Raw genomic sequence first — 23182 nt, forward strand, 5'->3', positions numbered from 1 at the left:
GAAAGGCACCTCTTGTGCGAGAGGTGCCTCCTCTTTTATTATCTTCATTTTTGGTAGGATTTTCGAAAAATGCTATTAATTCTTAAGCTTATCCCACTCTTGTTTAATAAAGCTGCTAAGTTCTGAAACAGGTATTTCAAAAGATTCTCCGCTCTTACGGATCTTCACTTCAACAATACCTTCAGAAGCTCGCTTACCTACCATAACACGAATCGGCAATCCAATTAAGTCGCTGTCAGCAAATTTAACACCTGCACGCTCAGGACGGTCATCATACAAGCAATCGAATCCATCGTTCTTTATCAGGTTGTACAGTTCATCAGAAAGTGCTGCTTGTTCGGCATTCTTGCTGTTTACAGCAATCAAGTGAATATCGAATGGAGTTAAGGATAACGGCCAGATTAAGCCTTTATCATCGTTATTCTCTTCAGCAACTGCTGCTAGTGTACGAGAAACACCAATTCCGTAGCAACCCATTGACATAATTTGGTTCTTTCCGTTTTCATCTAAGTAAGAAGCTTTCATCGGCTCGCTATATACTTTTCCAAGCTTAAACACATGACCGACTTCAATTCCTTTGGCAAAAACGATTGTTCCTTTGCCATCCGGCGACAAGTCACCCTCTACGACAAAACGAATGTCAGCTGATTGGCTATATTCGAAATCTCTTTTCGGATTAACATTCAAGAAATGGTAACCTGATTCATTCGCACCGCAAACCGCATTTGCCATGAAAGGCACCGCCTGATCAGCAATAATTTTTACTTTTTCAGATACAGAAACTGGTCCGATTGAACCATGCTCTGTGTTCAACCACTTTTTCGTTTCCTCTACAGAAGCTAAAACAACATCTGAAGCTGAAAGTTCATTCTTAAGCTTGATTTCGTTAACTTCATGGTCGCCCCTTACTAAAACTAAAACAGGTTGTTCGTCAGCTATATAAAGCAGCGATTTAATGATTTTTGAAGAAGGAACTTTAAGGAACTCAGAAACTTCTTCTATCGTTTTGGCATTTTTCGTCTCAACTTTTTCAAGTTCTAAAGGATTTTCTGAAGAACTTTTTTCGTTAAGTAATACAGGAGCCATTTCAATATTCGCAGCAAAATCTGATTCATTTGAATAAGCGATTAAGTCTTCGCCGATATCTGATAAAACCATGAACTCATGGTTGTCTTTACCGCCAATCGCCCCTGAATCTGCTAAAACAGCGCGGAAGTTTAATCCACAGCGGCTGAAGATTGCGGAGTATGCATCTTTCATCGCCTCGTACGTTTCATCAAGACTTTCCTGTTTATCATGGAAAGAGTACGCATCTTTCATAATAAACTCTCTTCCTCTAAGAAGGCCGAAACGTGGACGCTTCTCGTCCCTGAATTTTGTTTGAATTTGATAAAGATTTAGTGGAAGCTTTTTATAAGATTTTACTTCATCACGAATTATGCTTGTAATGACTTCCTCATGTGTCGCTCCAAGAGCAAAATCACGTTCGTGACGATCTTTTAATCTCATCAGTTCTGGTCCATAGCTGTACCATCTTCCGCTTTCTTGCCAAAGTTCTGCAAGCTGAAGTGCCGGCATCATCATCTCTTGAGATCCGGCACGATTCATTTCTTCTCTTACAATGTTCTCTATTTTATGAAGCACTTTTTTCCCCAGCGGCAAGAACGAATAGATACCTGCTGCATTTTGTCGGATAAACCCAGCTCTTAAAAGCAGCTGATGACTTTTCACATCAGCATCTGCAGGAACTTCCCGTAATGTTGGCATAAACAACTGACTTTGTCTCATAATCTCTACTCCTCAAATAATCCCTAATTAACCAAGAAATATCTTCTGTATATCATTCCAAGTAACAACAAGCATCAATAACATAAGAAAAGCAAATCCGATAAAATGAACCATTCCCTCTTTTTGAGGGTCGATCGGTTTTCCTCTCAATGCCTCAACTCCTAAGAAGAGGAGTCGCCCTCCGTCAAGAGCAGGAAGAGGCAACAGGTTGAATATTCCTAAGTTAATACTAAGAATAGCAGCCCATTGTAATAACATGTATACACCAGCTTTTGCCGCTTGATCCGTGTATTCATAGATTCCAAGTGGTCCAGATAACTGGTCAATTCCATGCTGTCCTGTAATAAGCTGTCCAAGCCCCGTAAATATAGCCGTTGTCATAAACCATGTTTGTTTCGCACCATATTCAAGTGAACCAACAAAAGATGATTCTGTAAATGGATGTGCTCCAATAAAACCTTCGTTTTGATTTTCAGCACCTTTACGTGTACCCAACGTGACAGGAACGACTTTTTCTTCACCGTCTCGGTTGATCGTAAACATGAGCTTCTCTCCAGGATTCTGCTGAATTACTGAAACGAGTTCTTTCCAATCATCCATCTTTTCACCTTGAACTGCAATGATTTTATCGCCTTGCAGCAAACCAGCTTTTTCTGCTGCAGCACCCTCTTGAAGAGTACCCAGTCTTGACTCATTTGTTGGGATTCCTTGCATTAGTGAAAACGCTACAAGGATAATAAACGCAAGTAAAAAGTTCATTGCTGGACCAGCAAAGATGGCAAGTGTTCTTTGCATGATCGTCTTTGAGCCGAACTGACGGTTATAAGGAGCGATCTGCATCTCTTGATGATCTGCAACAAATAATGCATCTTCTTTTACTTGATAAGTTTCAGAACCCGTTTCTTCATTCTCAAAACCTGTTATATATAATTCTCGATCTAAATCGGCTTTTTCGATCGTAATCGTTTTTTGAACTGGATATTTATCACGGTGATTTACGACGATCTTCTCAACTTCATTTGCTCCATTAAAGATTAAACCAACTCTGTGACCTGCTTTAAGCTCTATGCCTTCTGGATCTTCACCAGCCATCCGCACGAATCCTCCAAGAGGCAAAAGACGAATCGTATAGACCGTTTCGCCTTTTTTGAAGGCAAACACTTTTGGGCCGAATCCAATTGCAAACTCACGGCACAAGATACCAGCACGTTTGGCTAGCAAAAGATGTCCTAGTTCATGAAAGAAAATTAAAGCCCCTAAAATGATGATAATGGCTATCACAGTGTTCATTTCCATTACCTGCCTTTACTTAGTAGTGACTCCACAAACTTTCGAGTCCTCGTATCTGTTTCTTGTATTGTCTGAAGGTCAGGTGTACTGACATTTGACAACTCATGCATCGCACGTTCAATCATTTCTTCTATTTCAAGAAACGTAATATGACCGTTCAAAAATAACTCGACTGCTTTTTCATTCGCTGCATTTAAAACAGTTGGCATTAATCCACCTGCAATCCCTGCATCAAATGCCAGTTTCAAACATCTGAAACGATCGTAATCCATTTTTTGAAAATGCAATCGTCCAACTTCCCATAAGTTTAACCTTTTCCCGTTTACTAATTCAAGTCTGTCGGGATATGTAAGCGCGTATTGAATCGGCACTCTCATATCAGGTTGTCCGAGATGAGCGATGATGCTTGTATCAACAAACTCTACCATAGAGTGTATGATGCTTTCCTTATGTAAAATGACGTCTATTTTGGAATAATCAAAGGAAAATAACCAGTGAGCTTCAATGACTTCCAAACCTTTATTCATCATTGTGGCCGAATCAATGGTGATTTTCGCTCCCATAGACCAATTTGGATGATTTAATGCTTCTTGCACTGTAACGTTTTTTAATTGTTCACGTGTTTTATCTCTAAAACTTCCACCTGAAGCTGTTAAAATTAGTTTTTCAACACGGTTCGTATCTTCACCATTCAGACATTGGTAGATCGCAGAATGCTCGGAATCTACTGGAAGGACTGGAACGTTATGTTTCTTTGCTTGTTCCATAACAAGATGACCCGCTGTAACAAGTGTCTCTTTATTGGCTAAAGCAATCGTCTTTTTTGCCTCAATCGCTTTTAAAGTAGGCAGTAACCCTACACTGCCGATCACTGCATTTACTACAACAGAAGAATCAGTTGAAACTGCCGCTTCGATGAGGCCATCCATACCTGAAACAATTTTAGTTGATGATCCAACATTTGTTTGAAGTTTTCTCGCGTCTTCTTCGTTTTGAACCGCACATATTTCAGGTTTGAATTCTCGAATGATTTTTTCAGCAGCTTCAATATTTTTACCAACAGACATAGCACTTAATTTGAATTGTTCAGGGTGAGAGGCAATCACGTCTAATGTTTGAACGCCTATTGAACCTGTAGCACCTAATAAACTGACTAATTTCATTCTATACCTCCAACCATTATCCTAACAAATGAAGTACGTGCAGCAACGGGAACACGAATAGTGCACTGTCTAATCGATCTAGTATGCCACCATGTCCAGGAAGGAGAGTACCTGAGTCTTTCACATCATATATACGCTTAAATGCTGATTCTGCTAAGTCTCCAATTTGACCAAAAATACCTACTATAACAGAAATAACTAATATATGAAGCAATGACATCTCAACAAAATGTACAGCATAGCTGATAACACCTACTAATAAGCTGAAGAAAATGCCTCCAACAGCGCCTTCTATCGTTTTGTTCGGTGAGATAACAGGCCATAGTTTACGTTTCCCCATTGACTTGCCGACAAAATAAGCACCAGAATCAGTCGCCCATATCATAAATAGAATTAAAAATAAAATCTGGACGCCATTTTCTAAGATTCTCGTTTCTTCTAAGTAGAAAAAACCAAAGCCCACATAAATCGAACTAAATAATACAAACGAAATATGGTTATAGTCTGTTTTGTTTTTTTGTATGACAGTTACTACTAGTAATAGAAGAACTGCAAGTATAATGGCATCTGTTTTAGTAAAGGGTTCAAGATTTTCCATCCATTGTTGAGGAAGCGCGATCAGGACTGCTAAAAGAAGTCCAATTCCTCCAATGAAGGAAAACGCCATTCCTTTCATCCGCAATAATTCATACATGCCTATCCCAGTGAGTAAAAGTATTAAAAGTGAGAACGGCCAGCTTCCGTAAAGGGTAATCCCTATAAATAAAACGGCTGCGATTACACCTGTTATAATCCGTTGTTTCATAAGTCCTCCTTAATTAAACACCGCCATACCGTCTGCCTCGTCCGGCAAATTGTGATACAGCTTCTCGTAAATGCTCCTCAGAAAAATCCGGCCATAACACATCTGTAAACCAAAATTCAGAATACGCAAGCTGCCATAGCATAAAGTTACTCAATCGTACTTCACCACTAGTCCTGATTAGTAGATCTGGATCTTTAAGGTCGTGGGTCATCAAGTGCTTTTCAATCATTGATTCATCGATCTCTGAGAGCTCCAACTTACCTTGTTTCACTTCAGAAGCAAGTGTTTTCACCGCCGCTGTAATTTCATCACGACTGCCATAATTCAGAGCAAAATTCAAAATTAACCCTGTGTTGTTTTTTGTTTTGTTTATCGCTTCATCTACAGCTTTAATAGTATGAAGCGGCAAAAGTTCCTTTTTACCCATTATTCGCACTTGTACGTTCTCTTTAATCAAATCTGGAAGAAAAGTATTTAAAAATTCACCAGGAAGCTTCATTAAGAAATCTACCTCCTCGCGAGGTCTTTTCCAATTTTCAGTTGAAAAAGCGTAAAGTGTCAGTACTTTAATACCAATTTTATTTGATTCCTTAACTATTTTCCTAACTGTTTTCATACCTTCATGGTGTCCTGCAATACGCGGCAGGGCTCTTTTTCTTGCCCAACGTCCATTTCCATCCATAATAATGGCTACATGGGATGGTATGTTTTCTTCTTTAAATGTATTTGTTTCAGAACTTTTTTTCTTAAAGAAAAGCTTGTCAAGCATGTATAAGCCTCCATCTTCTAGACTTCATTCGTTCATCGTATACTCATGATAAACAGTGGTGATAAGTCTAATAAAAAAGCCCCCTTTATAGAGGGCTTTTTATATTTAATTGTACATGGAAAAGCTTTATACTTCCATGATTTCTTTTTCTTTAACTGAACTTACAGAATCAACTTCAGAAGTATATTTATCTGTAAGTTTTTGAACGTCGTCGTTATAACGGCGAAGCTCATCTTCTGTAATCTCTGCTTCTTTTTCAAGTTTCTTCAGATCATCATTTGCATCACGGCGAACGTTGCGAAGGGCAACTTTTGCTTCTTCTGCAAACTTTTTAACGAGTTTAACAAGTTCTTTTCTGCGTTCTTCTGTTAATGCAGGAATCGCAATACGGATAACTTGACCATCGTTTGAAGGAGTAAGACCAAGATCAGACTTCAGAATCGCCTTTTCAATATCAGCCATAGCTGTTTTATCGTAAGGCTGGATAACTAAAAGTCTTGCTTCTGGAGTTGTTACACCAGCTAACTGATTGATAGGAGTTGGAGTTCCATAATAATCAACTTGTACTCTGTCTAATAACGAAGGATTTGCTCTTCCCGCGCGAAGCGTTGAATATTCGCGTCGTAAGGCTCCAATTGCTTTTTGCATTTTTTCTTCTGCTTGAGTTAAAACTTCTTTTGCCATTAGTTTTTCCCCCTTATAACCGTCCCAATTTTTTCACCAGCAACTGCTCGTTTGATGTTTCCTTCTTCCATAATAGAGAAAACAACTAACGGGATATCATTGTCCATACATAAAGACGAAGCGGTCGTATCCATAACTGCCAAACCGTCTTTCAATAAATCAAGGTAAGACAATGTTGTATATTTAACAGCATTCTCATCAAGTTTAGGATCGGCTGAATACACACCATCCACATTGTTCTTCGCCATTAAGATAACTTCTGCTTCAATTTCTGCTGCTCTTAGTGCGGCTGTAGTATCTGTAGAGAAATATGGATTACCTGTTCCTGCTGCAAATATGACAACACGCTTTTTTTCAAGGTGACGAATGGCTTTTCTTCTGATATAAGGTTCTGCAACCTGACGCATTTCTATAGATGTTTGGACTCTTGTTTGAACCCCGATGTTTTCAAGACTGTCTTGAAGGGCTAATGAATTCATGACAGTAGCAAGCATACCCATGTAGTCTGCTGATGCACGGTCCATTCCCATCTCACTGCCCGTTTTACCACGCCATAGGTTTCCTCCGCCTACAACTACAGCAACTTCTACGTCTAATTCAACAATTTCTTTTACTTGCTCAGCAATAGATTGAACGATTTTCGGATCAATTCCTGAAGTTTGTTCACCTGCTAATGCTTCTCCACTTAATTTCAAGACGACTCGTTTATATTTTGAAGTAGTCATTTGTCCCTCCATCACCTAAAAAATGTATTTACCTGGTTAAAGGCTGTTTGGGTAAAACTTTGTTGTTTTGAAAGTGTTGATTTCCGCTTCAGGTGCTCGCTTTCCGGGGGGCGTGCGGTGAGCCTCTTAGCGCTTTGCGCTTTTAAAAGTCTCACCTGTCCCGCTGATCCCCCAGGAGTCTCGCACCTTACACTTCAATCAACTATTCAATGATGTAATATAAAATACATTAACAACACTCATGTAAGTAAAGCCATTAAGAAACTCAGGTTATTTCTGTAAAAAAAGAGGAACACAACGTGCTCCCCTCTTTTAAAACTGTGCTTACTTTTTCACTTGAGACATTACTTCTTCTGCAAAGTTGTCTTCACGCTTTTCAAGACCTTCTCCAACTTCAAAACGAACGAAGGCTTTAACAGTAGCACCTTTGGAAGCTACATATTTACCAACTTTTTGGTCTGGATCTTTAATGAAAGATTGATCGTTTAAGCAAATATCTTCGAAGTATTTGCCAAGACGTCCTTCAACCATTTTAGCTACGATGTTTTCAGGCTTGCCTTCGTTAAGTGCTTGTTCAGTCAACACTTTACGCTCACGAGCTACTTCTTCTTCACTTACTTCGTCACGAGAGATGTACTTAGGGTTTACAGCTGCAACGTGCATTGACACGTCTTTCGCAACTTCTTCTTCAGTTGTTCCTTCAACAACTGAAAGAACTCCAATACGTCCACCCATGTGAAGGTATGCACCAAATGCAGCGTTCTCGTCTTTTTTCAAGATTTCAAAACGGCGAAGAGTAAGTTTTTCTCCAATTTTTGCAATTGCAGCGTTAATGTAGTCATTAACTGTTGTTCCGTTAAAATCAGAAGCTAGTGCATCTTCAACAGAAGCTGGTTCAGTAGCTAATAGGTGGTTACCTAATTCAGCGATCAAGTTTTTGAAGTTTTCGTTTTTTGCAACGAAATCAGTTTCAGAGTTCACTTCAAGGATTACTGCTTTGTTACCGTCAACGATTACTGAAGTTAAGCCTTCAGCAGCGATACGGTCAGCTTTCTTAGCAGCTTTCGCAATCCCTTTTTCACGAAGGTAGTCGATTGCCGCCTCCATGTTACCATCTGTTTCAGTTAATGCTTTCTTACAATCCATCATACCTGCGCCAGTTTTCTCACGCAATTCTTTAACCATTTGTGCTGTAATAGCCATGTGTTTTGCCTCCTTATGGGATATGTAGTGCTTTATTAGTGTGCTTTACATAAAAAAGGTGATAAAGGGTCATCCCCTCTACCACCCTTGAGCATTTCCATTTAATTAAGCAGTAGTTTCTTCTTCAGCTGCTTCTGCTACTTCTTCTCCACCTTGGTTAGCTTCGATGATAGCATCTGCCATTTTACCAGTTAGAAGTTTAACTGCACGAATTGCATCATCGTTACCAGGGATAACGTGATCAACTTCATCCGGATCACAGTTCGTATCAACGATTGCGATGATCGGAATGTTTAATTTACGAGCTTCTGCAATCGCGATGCGCTCTTTACGAGGGTCAACTACGAATAATGCATCTGGAAGCTTGTTCATGTCTTTAATTCCGCCTAGGAACTTTTCAAGGCGTTCCATTTCCTTTTTAAGAAGAATAACTTCTTTCTTAGGAAGTACTTCGAAAGTACCGTCTTCTTGCATTTTCTCAAGATCTTTCAAGCGGTTGATACGCTTGCGGATTGTACCGAAGTTTGTTAAAGTTCCACCTAACCAACGTTGGTTGATGTAGTACATGTCAGAACGTTGAGCTTCTTCTTTAACTGAATCTTGAGCTTGTTTCTTTGTTCCAACGAAAAGAATCTTTCCGCCGTCAGCTGCGATGTTACGCATAACATTGTAGCATTCTTCAACTTTCTTTACCGTCTTTTGAAGATCGATGATGTAGATACCGTTTCTTTCTGTGAAAATGTAACGAGACATCTTCGGATTCCAACGGCGAGTCTGATGACCAAAGTGTACACCAGCTTCTAACAATTGTTTCATTGAAATTACTGCCATAATGGCACCTCCTAGGTTTTTTTCCTCCGTTTGTTTCACCTTTGAGCAATAACTGACTTAGCAGCACCACATTACTCAAATCCGCAAACGTGTGTGATTAACACCGAGAAATAATATAACACGATTCGTGCCATTTCCGCAAGTCTTTTTAAGGTGTTAAGCGTAAAATTTTAAAAGTAATTCTACTTCTCCTTTTCCTCGGTTAAGCATTTTCGCAATTTCCTCAGCATTATACCCTTGTTGAGCTAATAATAACACCTTATTTAGAGCTTTGTTTTCATCTGAATGTAAATGGTCAATATTCTCTACTAAGTCTGTGTGAACGTGTTCAGCTTCTTCTTGAATGGAAATCGAATCATGCTTCTTCTGATTTTGTTTTGAAAATTGTAGAATCATTTCATGCAATCGTGCATTTTCTTCTTTCATTTCTTGAGAAAACAGCTCTAAAAGCTCCCCTACATCTTCACTTACAGTTGTATCCTGAGTTATAGTCCGCTCTTGAAGCTTTTTCCATAAAACAAATAAAAAATAAAAACAAACAACGTTTAGTAATAAACTGAAGAGAATTAATCCATACATCGCTTTTCACCTTATCCCGAATAATCGATTTTCTGTCCTTTAAATGGATGACTTGTACTTGTTGTATTTTTTTCTTGCTGACTTTTTGTATGTAATATACTTTCTTCTGCTGATGCCCTCTTATTGACACGTTTCAATTCCATTTTTTCTTTCTTACGTATCGTTTCTGATTTGTGTTCTTGCTGAAGTAGCCCTCTATTTAAAGTTTCAGTAGCTGATTTTGCTGCATCGACTGTCCTTGGAATAGCAACTTGAAGTTCGATTAATTTCAAACTCACAGCATCCACATCCATTTCTTATAAGGAATGAATAACGATTTCTTTTTCTTCCATAAATACTTTAGCCGATTGAAACTGGGATTGAACTGTTCTTTTGTACTTGCCGATCCCAATCTCTACATTCGGATGTAAGATTCCTTTAATCATAACAATCGATCGTAAAGAGTTTTGATTTGCTGTTTTTTCCTCATTCAGTTCTGTTAGCTGAATGTTAGTTTGATGAATCGTATTAACGATTTTCTCGATTGTCGCACTATCCATCTTTTTGTGTTCCATTACCGTTTTTAATTGGTTCAGCTTCTTAAGGTTTTGCTCTAGTTCTAGCATCTTTTGTTCATAGTTGATTTTGATCTGATCATTATTTTCATTCGTTTTTATATATATTAACGTTTTGGAATACGTTTCATTTCCGATTTCATTTGCTGAAATTCCACTTCCAGCAATACATGTTCCGCCTGAAATATTTCCTTTGCCATTTAAGCATATAACATGTTTACCCGCTTCACAGTTGCTGTGCATGATCGTCTGGGCGACTTCAATGTTTTCTCCTGCATAAATGGTTCCTTGACTAATGTACAGAGAAGTAAAGTTTCCAACACAGCGAATTAAGCCTTTTCCTTGACCCAGTACTCCGCCGCCAATGACAATATTACCCTGTGAAACAATTTCTGCTGCCTCTACAACCCCTTCAATACGCACATCACCTTGTGCGGAGATCTTAAATCCTGAAGGGACATCACCTGTAATATGTACATTTCCTACAAAATCAATATGGCCTGTTTTTAATGAAACGTCGCCCTGAATTTTATAAACAGGATAGATGTTGACAAGGTTTTTATGATACGTTACTTCTCCACTCGTTGAAGCATACACACATAAATCCTCAGCATTAAAAACCGTATTCTCTCCATTTTTTATATGAAGATCCTTCCCTTTTTTCGCAGGCAGAAGCTCACCAAAAACCGTAATTCCGGGTATTCCTTCTGTCGCTGCTTGTTTTCTTGCAACGATTTCTCCAAAGTTAGCAGTAGGTATGGTAAACAAGCGTTTAAAATCAACTTTTTTATGTTCTTCAACTTGCACATCACATTCTGATAAACAAGCAGGAATAAGTTGCGCGGGTATACCATCAATAGGCAGTTTTCCTTTCGCGATTTCTGCAGGAAAAGAATAGGTACCCAGGTTTTCAACAATTAAGTTTAATATTTCATTTCGCACACCATGTTTAATCCCTTTGGATTCAATCCATGCTGCTAATGCAGAAAAGCTGATTTGATCTTCAGGAATCACAACTCCTTTTTTAAACAAAAGAGCGACTGTATCTTTTTCTTCGCGTTTTATATGAAACCATTGATCCATATCATTACTCCTTACATATAGCGTTGCAGAACCTGTCTTATTCTAAATAATGCTTTCGAATGTATTTGAGATATTCTTGATGTTGATAGCCCGAGTACTTGTCCGATTTCTGTTAACGTTAATTCTTCAAAGTAAAATAAACTAATAACGAGCTGTTCTTTTTCTGATAGCTCTTTAATCACGAGAGCGAGCTCTCCATGAAGTTCTTCCTGAAGCAAGCTGTTTTCTGGAGTGATCGCCTTTTTATCTTCAATGGTATAACTGACTTTCTCACGACTTTCTGTTTCTTTGTTTTCTTCATCAATTGATAGAACATTAGCTAGAAAGCTTTCTGACATAACTGTAGTTACTTCATTCTCGGAGAAACCTAATTCTTCTGCTACTTCTTTTGCGCTAACTGAGCGTAAGTTTTCTTGTTCAAGGCGTTCAATAGCCGCTTCTACTTTTTTTGTTTTTTCTCTAAGGCTTCTTGGCAGCCAGTCTTCTCTTCTTAAGCCGTCCAGGATCGCACCTCTAATACGGAAAGAAGCATATGTATCAAATTTAAGATCACGTTCCGGCTCAAACTTTTTTAGCGCATCATACAACCCCAGCATACCAAGAGATCGGAGTTCATCTTTATTGACGCTTTTAGGAAGCCCAACAGATATTCGTTGTACATGATAATTGACCAGAGGCAAATAGGCACGAAGTAATTCATCACCTGCTTCTCGATCACGACTTGTGTTCCACTTATGCCAGCATGATTGTTCTTCTACTAAAGATGGCTCCGTCATGGTAATCCTCCTCTGATTAAATTACTTTAGTGCCCGCATTCACCGTTTTAATGGTTAATAAAGTGTTATTCGGATCAAATTCAATCGTTCTTCCATTAGATCCGCCTGTATCACTTGCAATTAGCGGGATTCCTAAAGTGAAAAGCTCTTCTTTTACACGTTCTACATTTCGTGGACCGATTCGCATCATTTCATTGCCTGACGAAAATTGAAACATTTGCGCGCCGCCCGCGATTTTCGCTTTAAGCGTACTCCCGTTCGCACCTAGTTTTATTAACATTTCATATAAACTCTTAATAGCCGTATCTGCGAATTTACCTTCATTTAATGCTGTTGCTTTTGATAGAGATGAATCTGGGAGCATGATGTGTGCCATCCCTGCGATTTTATTTTTTTGATCAAATAATATAACTCCTACGCACGATCCAAGACCAGTTGTTCTAATTGTGTCTGGAGGGGAAACTACATTTATATCTGCAATCCCCACCTTAATAATTTCACTCATCCAACGGAACTCCTAATGCTAGAAAAATTTTTGAGAATGACTCAGGGTCTGGCAGTAAGAAAAAGTGTCCTTTAACATCATCATGTTTTTCAATATCCGTAAAAGCAGTATCTATTACAATGGCATAATCACTTACCGTTGAAATTTCTAACAACCCAAAGCTTAAGATTGCCCCCGCCATGTCAATACTTGTAGCAGGTACAGAAGGCTGCAAATTCAGACCTGTAAAATCAGAAAACGAAGTAAGATATGAACCGGAAAGAATGTTTCCAACTTCCTGAAGCGCAGAGAGTGAGATCTCTGAAACATTTCCGCCTGCCAACTGTACCGTCTGTCCTCCTAACAGGTCTTCAAGAAGTAATTCAGCTTGTTCAATCGGCAGCATAAAAAACATACATCCCGGAGCATCACCAACAATTCGCAAGAAAACAGAGGCTACAACATTCTCAGCTCCACCAACCATCTCAGATATTTCTTCAAAGGAGATTACATTCACTGAAGGAACTTTCATATCAACCGCTTTGTTCAGCATCTTGGATAACGCAGTAGCCGCATGACCTGCTCCAATGTTTCCTATCTCACGCAAAATATCTAAATGGATAGGCTGAATCTTTGAAAAGTCCATTTTAATTAAGACTTTCCTTAGCAGTTTGAACATCAAGCTTTTCTGGATTCAAAACTTTCACAAGATCTAGCAGGATAAGCAGTCTTTTTTCAATCTTCGCTACGCCTTGAATGTACTCAGCATCAACACCTCCTACAACTTCAGGCGGCGGTTCGATCGAATCTTTATCAAGGTCAATAACATCATTGGCAGCATCCACAATTAATCCAGCCTCTATCGTACCAACCGAAACAATAATGATTCGTGTTGTGTCTGTATATAATTCTTCTTCAATATCAAAACGTAAACGCAAGTCGATAATCGGAGTTACAACACCTCGAAGGTTTATTACACCTTTAACAAAATCTATAGTTCTAGGAATTCTCGTAATGTGCTGCATTCTTTCTATTGATTTCACGTGCTGAACAGGAACTGCGTATTCTTCGTCTTTTAATTGAAAAATGATTACTTTTTCTTCGTTCGTCATCTGGATTAACCACCTTCTCTTTTATTTGGCAAATATCTTCGTGGCTTTTGTGAGTGGTTGATTTCCGCTACAGGTGCTCGCTTTCCGCGGGGCAGGCGGTGACTTTAAGGGTCTCACCTGTCTAGTTACAGTGGCTAGCCCCTCGAGGTCAAAAGTTAAATGGTCAAGAAGGCAAAGTGCGCCTTCCTAGCCCATTGATCTTTTGCTTGTCGGGGCTGAACAAGCCACTTCCACTTTTCAGTCTGACCGCTTGTCCCGCAGGAGTCTCGCACCTTACGCTCCAATCAACTTTCATTGAAGTTTTTTTACAAAACCAATCCAAAAGCAACACTCTAATTGATAAAAGCCATTATGAAAGAACATTTTGAAAAGAATTATTTTATAAGTGCATTGCAATCAAGAATTAAAGCTACTTGTCCGTCTCCTAGAATCGTTGCGCCTGAGATAGCGAACACGGACGTTAAATATTGGCCAAGTGATTTTAAAACGATTTCTTGCTGTCCGATAAACGAATCAACAACTAATGCTGCCATTTTGTCCCCTTTTCTTACGACCACTACAGGTATGTGCTGGCTCGTTTCATTTGTTAACGGAACTTCAAAGACTTCTTTCATGTTAACGAGCGGCACGACTTTTCCACGGAAATCAATAACTTTTTGATTATGCGCGGACAGAATCTCTTCTTTTTTAATAATGGCTGTCTCAATAATGGACGATAACGGGATCGCATATTTTTCTTGTTGAATTTCAACAAGCATGACTGACATAATCGATAATGTTAACGGAAGCTGAATCGAGAAGATTGTTCCAAACCCAGCCGTTGAATCAACAGATATCGACCCGCCTAACGACTCGATCTTGTTCTTAACTACGTCCAGTCCAACTCCGCGGCCAGAAATATCAGATATTACGTCCGCCGTTGAAAATCCAGAAGCGAACAACAATTCAAAACACTGTTTATCGCTCAAATTTTCAGACATTTCTTTCGTGATAATTCCGTTCTCTAATGCTTTTTCTAATACTTTTTGCTTATTGATACCCGCTCCATCATCTTCAATCTCAATAAACACATGGTTACCGCTGTGATACGATCTTAAGTAAATGGTTCCCGTATCATTCTTGCCATTAGATGTCCTTACAGATGGGGTTTCAATTCCATGATCGATAGAGTTTCTAAGCAAATGTACAAGCGGGTCACCGATTTCATCAATTACTGTTCGATCTAGTTCTGTTTCAGCTCCTACAATTTCCAAATTCACTTTCTTGCCTAAATCTTTTGCTAGACCCCTAACCATCCTTGGGAAGCGGTTAAAGACTTGTTCTACAGGTACCATACGCATCGTTAAGATAATATTTTGAAGATCGCCCGATACTCTAGACATGCGTTCAACCGTCTCGTTTAAATCAGAACTTCTCAAGGATTTCGAAATTTCTTCTAGACGTCCGCGATCGATTACGAGTTCCTCGAACAAATTCATTAGCTGATCAAGTCTTTCAATATTTACGCGGATTGTTTTACCCGACCCAGCAGCACTTGCATTTTGTTGTGTTTCTTCTTTTTTATTTTCATTGTTTGCAACTAGTTCTGATTCTTGGTTCTCTTTACTTTCTTCAGCAGATGAGGCATTCAATTTATGTGCAGCAATCTCTGACACTTCTACCAGTTCGATCTCAGAAACTTTTAAAATACGTTCTTTTATATCTTGTGCTGACTCTTTCGCGAGGACGGAAAGGTTAAAGCTCGTTTCAAACTGCTCTGCTTCAAGCATGTCAACAGCTGGCATAGTTTTAATAATCTCACCGATTTGCTCAATCACTTCAAAAACCATATAAACTCTTGCTGCTTTTAGAATGCAATCTTCACGTAATGATATTGACAGCTCATAGGCGTGAAAACCTTGTTCTAGTGATTGAAGAATGATCTGTTTTTCGTACTGATCATATCTTTGTGAACTCTCAGTATCACTTCTCTTGGAATTTGACGCAGGCGTTGGTGATTCACCATTTTCTAATGCTTCTAGATCTCTTACCGTATCTGACACGTCCCGTTTACCGTTACCGCCTTCAGAAATTTCAACTACCATCGCTTCTAAGTGATCTAGCGATACAAAAAGGACATCTAGTACAGCAGGTGTTACAGGTATCTTTTTATTTCGTATCGCATCAAGAACGTTTTCCATGCAATGCGTTAAACTAGCTAGATCTTCATATCCCATTGTTGCAGACATCCCTTTTAATGTATGCGCAGACCGGAATATTTCATTTACGATCGACAGCTCTTCTGGTGATTTTTCCAGCAGCAGCACCTGTTGATTGATAGCTTGTAGATGTTCTTTGCTTTCATCAATGAATATGTCAAGATATTGCGTCAATTCCATCGTATAATTCCTCCTATTTTACAAATAGTTCTGAATAGCTAGTGCAATAGATTCCAGGTGAACCACTTCATCTACTTTTTTGGTTAGAGCCGCAGCTTTAGGCATGCCGTATACGATGCACGATTCTTCAGCTTCTGTTATCACGATCGTTTCCCCATTTTTTTTGAGATCTAAAATGCCATTTGTTCCATCTGAACCCATTCCTGTCATGATCACTGCAATCTTTTGATAGTTTTTTAGTTTAGCAGCAGAACTAAAAAGTACATTTACAGCGGGTCTGTGTCCTCCAACTGGGGCTTCTCGATCTAGTGTTATAAAAAGCTGTCCAATTTTCTCGTTCACTCTCATATGCATTCCGCCTGGCGCTATGTATACAGTGCCTTTTTTCAATGTTTCATTATGTTCCGCTTCTTTAACGTGCACTTGAGATAAAGAATTTAACCGATTGGCTAACGAGTGAGTAAATCCTGCTGGCATATGCTGAACAACAACTACTGGAGCGTCTAAATCTGCCGGAAGTTTCGTAATCACTTCTTGTAAAGCCCGCGGACCACCCGTTGATGTACCAATTAGGATGAGTTTTTCAAGATCGTTCTTTTTTATCGTTTTCCTGCTGATTTTAGTAACAAGTCTGTTTTCAGTTCTAGAACGTTTCGCAGCAACATTTGCTTTAGATGAAGCGATTACTTTTTCAATTAAGATTTCCCTTACTTTGTGCAGATCTAAGGAAATGGCACCAGATGGCTTAGCAATAAAATCTATCGCTCCTGCTTCCATTGCTAACATGGTATTTTCAGCACCGGCTTTTGTTGTGCTCGAAAGCATTATAATCGGCACCGGATGACTCCTCATGATACTTTTAACTGCTTCAATGCCATTTATAATGGGCATTTCTACATCCATTGTAATAACATCTGGGTTTAATTTTTCCGTTTTTTCGATTGCCTCATGTCCATTCCTAGCTGTATCAAGAACAACGATTCTAGGATCTTCACTTAAAAATTCTTTTATAAGTTTTCTCATAAAGGCAGAATCGTCTACAATTAACACTTTGATTTGTTTCACGCAGCTTCTACCTCTCAAAAAATAGTGACTTTAACCTGTTGATAAAAGATGTATAAGATGCTCTTTGATCTGCAGCAGCCCCAACGTAAGCTTGTGCAAGGTCGGAAATAGCTTTTGAAGCTGAAGATGCTGGCTTGTTAATTGTAAATGGAACTTGCTTCTTTACAGATTCCAATACACTCTGGTCTAATGGTATCTTTCCAAGACAGATCAGCTCTTTATCTAAAAACTGCTGGCATACATGTTTTAATTTGTTAAAAGTTTCTCTTCCTTCTCTCTCGTTTTCATAACGATTGATGACCAAGTAAAAGGGAAGATGTTTATCTTCTATATAGATGAACTTCATCATAGAATAGGCATCTGTCAATGAAGTGATTTCTGGTGTTGCAACGACTAAGATTTCATGGCTAGATAATACAAATTTTAGAGCTGTTTCTGTTGCACCAGCACCCATGTCTAAGAAAATAAAGTCATAAAATTTTTCAAGCTCTTCAAGCTGTTTCACAAAATGATTCAGCATATCCTCAGTGACCTGTGCAAGTGAGCCGAAATTTCTCCCACCCGCAATTGTATGAAGACCATCTTTTCCTTCTTCAATGATCTCCCATACTGACAGCTGGTTTTGGAGCATATCCATAATGTGCTTATTCGATCTTCTACCAAGAATCAGATCGACGTTCCCCATTCCAACATCCAGATCCAATACGAGAACTCTTTTTTTCATTTGTATTAAGGAAAGTGCCAAATTGACGGTTACATTCGTTTTGCCAACTCCACCCTTACCACTAACAACAGAAATCACCCTTGCACTTTTGGTGGATATTGTTATTTGTTTTCTGAGACTTGCAGCTTGATCAATCATGATTCGCTTTTTCCTTTATTAGCATTTGGATCAGTTCATCCGCCTTTGCTTCAAACATATCATCAGGAACGTTCTGTCCGTTTGTAACATATCCGATTCCCACACCATTTAAGATGGGTAGATTCATCAATGCACCAAAGGTCTTAGTTTCATCTTTCTTTGTGAAAATCACCTTGTGGACGGGCAAACTCTTAAACTGGTTATAGATGGTTTCCATATCTCTGTACTTTGAAGTTAACGATAGAACGAGATAATTTTTCATGTCTTTATCAAAATGGACAATACGCTGCAATTCTTCTATATAAAAGCGATTCAAGAAATTCCTGCCCGCAGAATCAACTAGCACAAGATCAAAATCTTTAAATTTTTCTTTTGCTTTCTTAAAATCATCTGCAGTATAAGCCACTTCACACGGAATGTTTAGGATTTCTGCATATGTTTTCAATTGGTCGATCGCGGCAATTCGATACGTATCTGTCGTAATAAACGCCACTCTCTTACCATCTTTTAGAACAGCTTTAGCTCCTATCTTGGCGATGGTCGTTGTTTTTCCAACTCCAGTAGGGCCAATTAAGTTTAAGAATTTTGTTTCGTAATGAAATCCACCAAACTCACTTTTCTTCATACGGGAACCTAAGTAGTTTGTAATCCATGTATTCCAATCGTATTGACTGGCTTCATCTCCTTCGAGACCATCGTATTTACTCGAAAAAGCTGCAACAAGTTCGCCAAGAATCAAAGGATCAAGCTCTTGATTTTTTAAGAACGTTTCCCATTCTTCGACTAAAGGAGCCTTGGTTTCCGTTTGTTTCGTTTGTATCGTAAGTGTGTGAACCATTTTCTTTAACTGACGAATTTCTTGAGTCAGCTCTTCATCCGGAATAGGAACTTGCTGATGTTCTCTCACACTATTTTTTGTTTGTTTTTTTGTTTGCTGATAATCGATGTCCTGATCTAATCCTGCAAAGATTTCAAATTGCTTTTTTGTAAAAAAACCGAATAGTCCCCCAACTTGTACTTCTCTTGTATTTAAGATGACAGCACCGCTGCCAAGGTCTGCTCTAACTAGTTTCATAGCTTCCGGCAAGTTTTGTGCTGTATATTTCTTCACTTTCATCAGATGTTCACCACCCCTACACTTTTCACTTCGAGTTCAGGTTCTAATTCGTTATACGATAATACCGCCACATCTGGTAAATATCTTTCAATCAGCTGACGCACGTACATTCTTACTGCAGGAGAACACAACAGTACAACTGACTGGTCGAAGCTTCTGCCAGATTCCAATTCTCTTGTGATGCTGTCAAAAATGGACTGTGAATCGTGAGGATCAAGAGAAAGATAATTTCCGTGTTCTGTTTGCTGAACCGCGTCGGCTATCTTTTTTTCGACTGACCCGCCCAATGTAATCACATGTAATGGTTCATTTTCATTTGTGTAACTTTTAGATATCTGTCTGGACAAACCTTGTCTTACATACTCAGTTAATAAATCTGTATCTTTTGTCATTTTTGCAAAATCAGCTAATGTTTCAAAAATAACTGCTAAGTTTCGAATGGATATTCTTTCTCTTAAGAGTTTTGATAGTACTTTTTGAACTTCACCGATCGTAAGCGCATCTGGGGTAACTTCTTCTACTATTGCTGGGTATGATTCTTTTAGATGATCTACCAGCTGTTTCGTTTCCTGTCTGCCGATCAATTCGTGAGCGTGCTTTTTAATCACTTCTGTTAAATGTGTTGAAACAACAGATGGCGGGTCTACGACAGTGTACCCTGAGTATTCGGCGCGCTCTTTCATCTCTTCACCGATCCAGATAGCAGGAAGACCGAAAGCAGGTTCCATCGTTTCTATACCTTGTACTTCTTCATCTTCAATTCCAGGGCTCATCGCCAAATAATGATCCAGCAACAGCTCACCTTTTGCGACCTGACTGCCTTTAATTTTGATTCTGTATTCATTTGGCTGCAGCTGTATGTTGTCTCTGATTCTGACTACCGGCACAATCATGCCAAGCTCTAGAGCTAGCTGTCTTCTGATCATGACGATTCTATCTAACAAGTCCCCGCCTTGTGAGGTATCTGCTAACGGTATTAAGCTGTAGCCAAATTCGAACTCAATGGGATCGATCTGAAGAAGGTTTACAACAGATTCAGGACTCTTCAGTTGTTCAGTCTGAATATCTTCTTCTACCACTTCTTCTTTTTCTTTTTGTTCTCGTTCTGCTTTTAAAAGCAGATAACCCCCGACTGCTAGAATTCCTCCGATCGTAATCGTGAAAAAGTCATTGATTGGTGTGAACAATCCGAGCATAATAATCGTTCCGCCAGCCACAAAAAGCATGATCGGATAGGCGAGTAATTGTTTGCTGATATCAAAACCAAGATTTCCTTCTGAAGCTGCTCGTGTCACGATTATTCCCGTTGCAGTTGAGATGATAAGTGCTGGTATTTGCGAGACCAATCCATCACCAACGGTCATTCTCGTAAACAATTCTGCACTCTCACCAAAACTAAGCCCCATTTGAAGCATTCCAATTATAATTCCAAATAACATGTTGATTAAAACGATAATAATACCAGCGATTGCATCACCTTTTACGAATTTACTCGCACCGTCCATCGCCCCATAAAAATCTGCCTCGCGTTCAATTGTTTCACGTCTTTCTTTCGCTTCCCGATCAGAAATCATGCCAGCGTTAAGATCCGCATCGATACTCATTTGTTTACCAGGCATTGCATCGAGCGTAAATCTTGCTGCTACTTCAGATACACGTTCTGATCCTTTCGTTATAACGATAAATTGAATGATAATCAGGATAAAGAATACAACAATACCGACTAAAATATTTCCACCGACTACAAATTCACCGAATGTATGTACTACGTTGCCGGCATTGCCCGTAGATAAGATACTTCTTGTTGTCGAAACGTTTAGCCCAAGTCTAAAAAGAGTCACTAGCAAAAGCAATGACGGGAATATAGAGAATTGGAGAGGCTGTGTAGTATTCATGGCAATCAATATAATTAAAAGTGCCAGAGATATATTTGTTATGATTAAGAAATCCAACATAAAGGTTGGAAGTGGTATGACGAGCATGGCAATAATTAAAATTACCCCTGCTAAAACACTCATGTCTCTAGCTTTCATCTGTAAACTCTCCTATTCATTCCTTACGCTTTTTTCTTAACTCGGTACACAAAGGCTAATATTTCTGCTACTGCTTTAAAAAGATCTTCTGGAATCACTTGACCGATATCAACTCGTGCATACAACGTTCTGGCTAGAGGTTTGTTCTCTACAACTGCTACGTTATGCTCTTTTGCGATCTCTTTAATTCTTTGAGCAATGATATCCACTCCTTTGGCTACAACCACTGGAGCATCCATATTGCCATCGTCATACTTTAAACAGATCGCATAATGTGTAGGGTTAGTAATGATAACATCCGCTTTAGGGACTTCTTGCATCATTCTCCTCATAGCCATCTGTCTTTGTTTTTCCTTGATCTTTCCTTTTATCTTTGGATCACCTTCGGATTTTTTGTATTCATCTTTTATATCTTGTTTAGACATCCTAATGTTCTTTTCAAAATCGTATTTTTGATACATATAATCAAGAAACGCAAGAAAAAGTAAAACGAGTGAAGCTGCTAATCCCATCTTTATTGCCAAGCCTCCAAAGACTGGAAGTGACGCCTCGATACTTACAAGACTCATTCTTAAATAAACATCCCGCTCCATCCAGAGAACAAAGAAAGTCACGCCGCCTATGAACAAAATTTTTAGAAGCGATTTCGAAAGTTCAACTAGCGCACGAACAGAGTAGATTCTTTTAAAGCCTGATAAAGGGTTGATCCGTTCAAGTTTCATCTGAATCGCTTCTGTTGAAAACAGAAACCCAACCTGCAAATAGTTCGCTAGTACCCCACCTGCCATTGCTGCAATCATCACAGGTGCTAGAATTAGGGCAACTTCCATTGAGAGTTCCCAGAAAAGCTTTGGAATGCTCGTTTCTGTTACGTCATATAAAAGCTTTTTTTCAAGACTGTATGAAAAGAGATGAAGCAAACGCTCTCCCATCCAGCTCCCCATAAAAGCTAAAGACATAACCGAAACAAACAATACAAGAGCTGCATTTATGTCCGCACTTTTAGCAACCTGACCTTTTTTACGGCTTTCCTGTCTTTTTTTGGAGTCGCTTTTTCTGTTTTTTCTTGAGAAAAGTATTGCAGGTGAAAAGGGTATTTCATCAGCTTAAGCAGCCCCTAACAATTTCATTAAATTAATCATACTGTCTCGCATTTGATCGACCAGCAATTGAACAGATACGAAGAATGCTGGCATTATCACTAAAAATAAAACAAGTGCGATTAAAATCTTTACAGGAAGTCCAATAACAAATATGTTCATCTGCGGGACCGTTCTCGCTACAATACCGAGTGCTAAGTCAGCTAAAAATAAAGTTCCTACAATCGGAATGGCCATCTGCAGAGCAACTAGAAACATTCCAGAAAATACACTGATTACAAACCTAGTCATGCCGCCATTCCCAAAATTAGCAATGGCAGAATTCAGCGGCAGAAACTTATAGCTATAGAAGATACCGTCTAACAGCATATGATGGGCATCAGTAGCTAGTAAGAATAGGATCGCAAATGTGTATAGATACCTACCCATTAGCGGAGTTTGAATGCCAGTCTGCGGGTCAAAGACGTTCGCGATAGCAAACCCCATCTGCAAATCAATGAATCCACCAGCCACTTGGATCGCATAAAACACAATCGCTGCAACAAAACCAATTGATAGCCCGATCATCGCTTCTTTTATAACCAACAGAAGAAACGAACCATTTATAGAAACGGGATCTGGGTTTATCGCATACAACATGATCCATGATAAAAATAATGAAAGTCCTATTTTGTGAACTACGGGTAAATTTTTATTCGAAAACACAGGAATTGTTAAAAAAAATGCCGATACTCTAGTTAAGATCAATAAAAAGGCAGGAAAAGCAGTAAACTCTAGCATT

Annotated in this window: 22 protein-coding genes and 1 pseudogene; all 23 read right to left on the minus strand. The window is 39.0% G+C overall.

What is annotated here, in order from left to right:
- Positions 1-75 precede the first annotated feature (75 nt).
- The 23 genes and pseudogenes from P8610_RS15210 to fliR all read right to left on the minus strand — a co-directional run bounded on the left by P8610_RS15210 (position 76) and on the right by fliR (position 23181).
- Positions 76-1788, minus strand: a complete 1713-nt coding sequence (locus P8610_RS15210; RefSeq protein ID WP_394605101.1) for a proline--tRNA ligase — start codon at positions 1786-1788, stop codon at positions 76-78.
- Positions 1789-1815: 27 nt separating this feature from the next.
- A complete protein-coding gene (gene rseP / locus P8610_RS15215) occupies positions 1816-3078 on the minus strand; it encodes an RIP metalloprotease RseP (protein WP_394605102.1) in 1263 nt (420 codons plus the stop codon).
- A gap of 5 nt (positions 3079-3083) precedes the next feature.
- Positions 3084-4241, minus strand: coding sequence for a 1-deoxy-D-xylulose-5-phosphate reductoisomerase (gene dxr, locus P8610_RS15220; RefSeq protein ID WP_394605103.1), 1158 nt, complete (start codon positions 4239-4241; stop codon positions 3084-3086).
- Positions 4242-4257: 16 nt separating this feature from the next.
- On the minus strand, positions 4258-5046 hold the full coding sequence (locus P8610_RS15225; RefSeq protein WP_289495667.1) for a phosphatidate cytidylyltransferase: 789 nt from the start codon (positions 5044-5046) through the stop codon (positions 4258-4260).
- Between the two features lie 13 nt (positions 5047-5059).
- Positions 5060-5815, minus strand: coding sequence for an isoprenyl transferase (locus P8610_RS15230; RefSeq protein WP_394605104.1), 756 nt, complete (start codon positions 5813-5815; stop codon positions 5060-5062).
- Between the two features lie 126 nt (positions 5816-5941).
- On the minus strand, positions 5942-6499 hold the full coding sequence (gene frr / locus P8610_RS15235; RefSeq protein WP_289495669.1) for a ribosome recycling factor: 558 nt from the start codon (positions 6497-6499) through the stop codon (positions 5942-5944).
- Complete coding sequence (gene pyrH, locus P8610_RS15240) at positions 6499-7224, minus strand: UMP kinase (protein ID WP_066240860.1); 726 nt, start codon at positions 7222-7224, stop codon at positions 6499-6501. Before pyrH ends, frr begins: the two co-directional genes overlap by 1 nt.
- Before the next feature lie 324 nt (positions 7225-7548).
- Positions 7549-8427 carry a translation elongation factor Ts gene (gene tsf / locus P8610_RS15245; protein WP_289495671.1) on the minus strand — a complete coding sequence of 293 codons (879 nt, stop codon included), beginning with the start codon at positions 8425-8427 and terminating at the stop codon, positions 7549-7551.
- Positions 8428-8532: 105 nt separating this feature from the next.
- Positions 8533-9258 (minus strand): 30S ribosomal protein S2, encoded by a 726-nt coding sequence (gene rpsB / locus P8610_RS15250; RefSeq protein WP_066393720.1) that lies wholly within the window; start codon positions 9256-9258, stop codon positions 8533-8535.
- Between the two features lie 156 nt (positions 9259-9414).
- Entirely contained in the window at positions 9415-9837 is a 423-nt protein-coding gene (locus P8610_RS15255; RefSeq protein ID WP_394605106.1) for a DUF6115 domain-containing protein, read from the minus strand.
- An 11-nt stretch (positions 9838-9848) separates the two neighbouring features.
- The gene (locus P8610_RS15260) at positions 9849-10109 is read right to left on the minus strand and encodes a hypothetical protein (protein WP_394605107.1); all 261 of its coding nucleotides are present in this window, start codon (positions 10107-10109) and stop codon (positions 9849-9851) included.
- A 24-nt stretch (positions 10110-10133) separates the two neighbouring features.
- Entirely contained in the window at positions 10134-11474 is a 1341-nt protein-coding gene (locus tag P8610_RS15265) for a DUF342 domain-containing protein (protein WP_394605108.1), read from the minus strand.
- Positions 11475-11485: 11 nt separating this feature from the next.
- Complete coding sequence (locus P8610_RS15270) at positions 11486-12250, minus strand: FliA/WhiG family RNA polymerase sigma factor (RefSeq protein WP_394605109.1); 765 nt, start codon at positions 12248-12250, stop codon at positions 11486-11488.
- A 16-nt stretch (positions 12251-12266) separates the two neighbouring features.
- Positions 12267-12755: a chemotaxis protein CheD gene (locus P8610_RS15275; protein WP_394605110.1), complete on the minus strand. Its 489-nt coding sequence runs from the start codon at positions 12753-12755 to the stop codon at positions 12267-12269.
- Entirely contained in the window at positions 12748-13380 is a 633-nt protein-coding gene (locus P8610_RS15280) for a chemotaxis protein CheC (protein WP_394605111.1), read from the minus strand. The genes P8610_RS15275 and P8610_RS15280 overlap by 8 nt, the downstream gene beginning before the upstream one ends.
- Position 13381: 1 nt before the next feature.
- Entirely contained in the window at positions 13382-13846 is a 465-nt protein-coding gene (locus P8610_RS15285) for a chemotaxis protein CheW (RefSeq protein ID WP_394605112.1), read from the minus strand.
- A 374-nt stretch (positions 13847-14220) separates the two neighbouring features.
- The gene (locus tag P8610_RS15290; protein ID WP_394605113.1) at positions 14221-16224 is read right to left on the minus strand and encodes a chemotaxis protein CheW; all 2004 of its coding nucleotides are present in this window, start codon (positions 16222-16224) and stop codon (positions 14221-14223) included.
- A gap of 18 nt (positions 16225-16242) precedes the next feature.
- Positions 16243-17289, minus strand: coding sequence for a protein-glutamate methylesterase/protein-glutamine glutaminase (locus tag P8610_RS15295; protein WP_289495680.1), 1047 nt, complete (start codon positions 17287-17289; stop codon positions 16243-16245).
- A gap of 7 nt (positions 17290-17296) precedes the next feature.
- Positions 17297-18151 carry a MinD/ParA family protein gene (locus P8610_RS15300; RefSeq protein WP_394605114.1) on the minus strand — a complete coding sequence of 285 codons (855 nt, stop codon included), beginning with the start codon at positions 18149-18151 and terminating at the stop codon, positions 17297-17299.
- Positions 18144-19268, minus strand: coding sequence for a flagellar biosynthesis protein FlhF (gene flhF / locus P8610_RS15305; protein WP_394605115.1), 1125 nt, complete (start codon positions 19266-19268; stop codon positions 18144-18146). Before flhF ends, P8610_RS15300 begins: the two co-directional genes overlap by 8 nt.
- Complete coding sequence (gene flhA / locus P8610_RS15310; protein WP_289495683.1) at positions 19268-21301, minus strand: flagellar biosynthesis protein FlhA; 2034 nt, start codon at positions 21299-21301, stop codon at positions 19268-19270. The genes flhF and flhA overlap by 1 nt, the downstream gene beginning before the upstream one ends.
- Positions 21302-21324: 23 nt before the next feature.
- A pseudogene (gene flhB, locus P8610_RS15315) lies at positions 21325-22403 on the minus strand (flagellar biosynthesis protein FlhB).
- Between the two features lie 4 nt (positions 22404-22407).
- Positions 22408-23181, minus strand: a complete 774-nt coding sequence (fliR, locus tag P8610_RS15320; protein WP_394605116.1) for a flagellar biosynthetic protein FliR — start codon at positions 23179-23181, stop codon at positions 22408-22410.
- Between the last annotated feature and the right edge of the window lies 1 nt (position 23182).

The sequence above is a fragment of the Fictibacillus sp. UD genome (assembly GCF_043558025.1).
In the GTDB taxonomy this organism is placed as follows: domain Bacteria; phylum Bacillota; class Bacilli; order Bacillales; family Fictibacillaceae; genus Fictibacillus.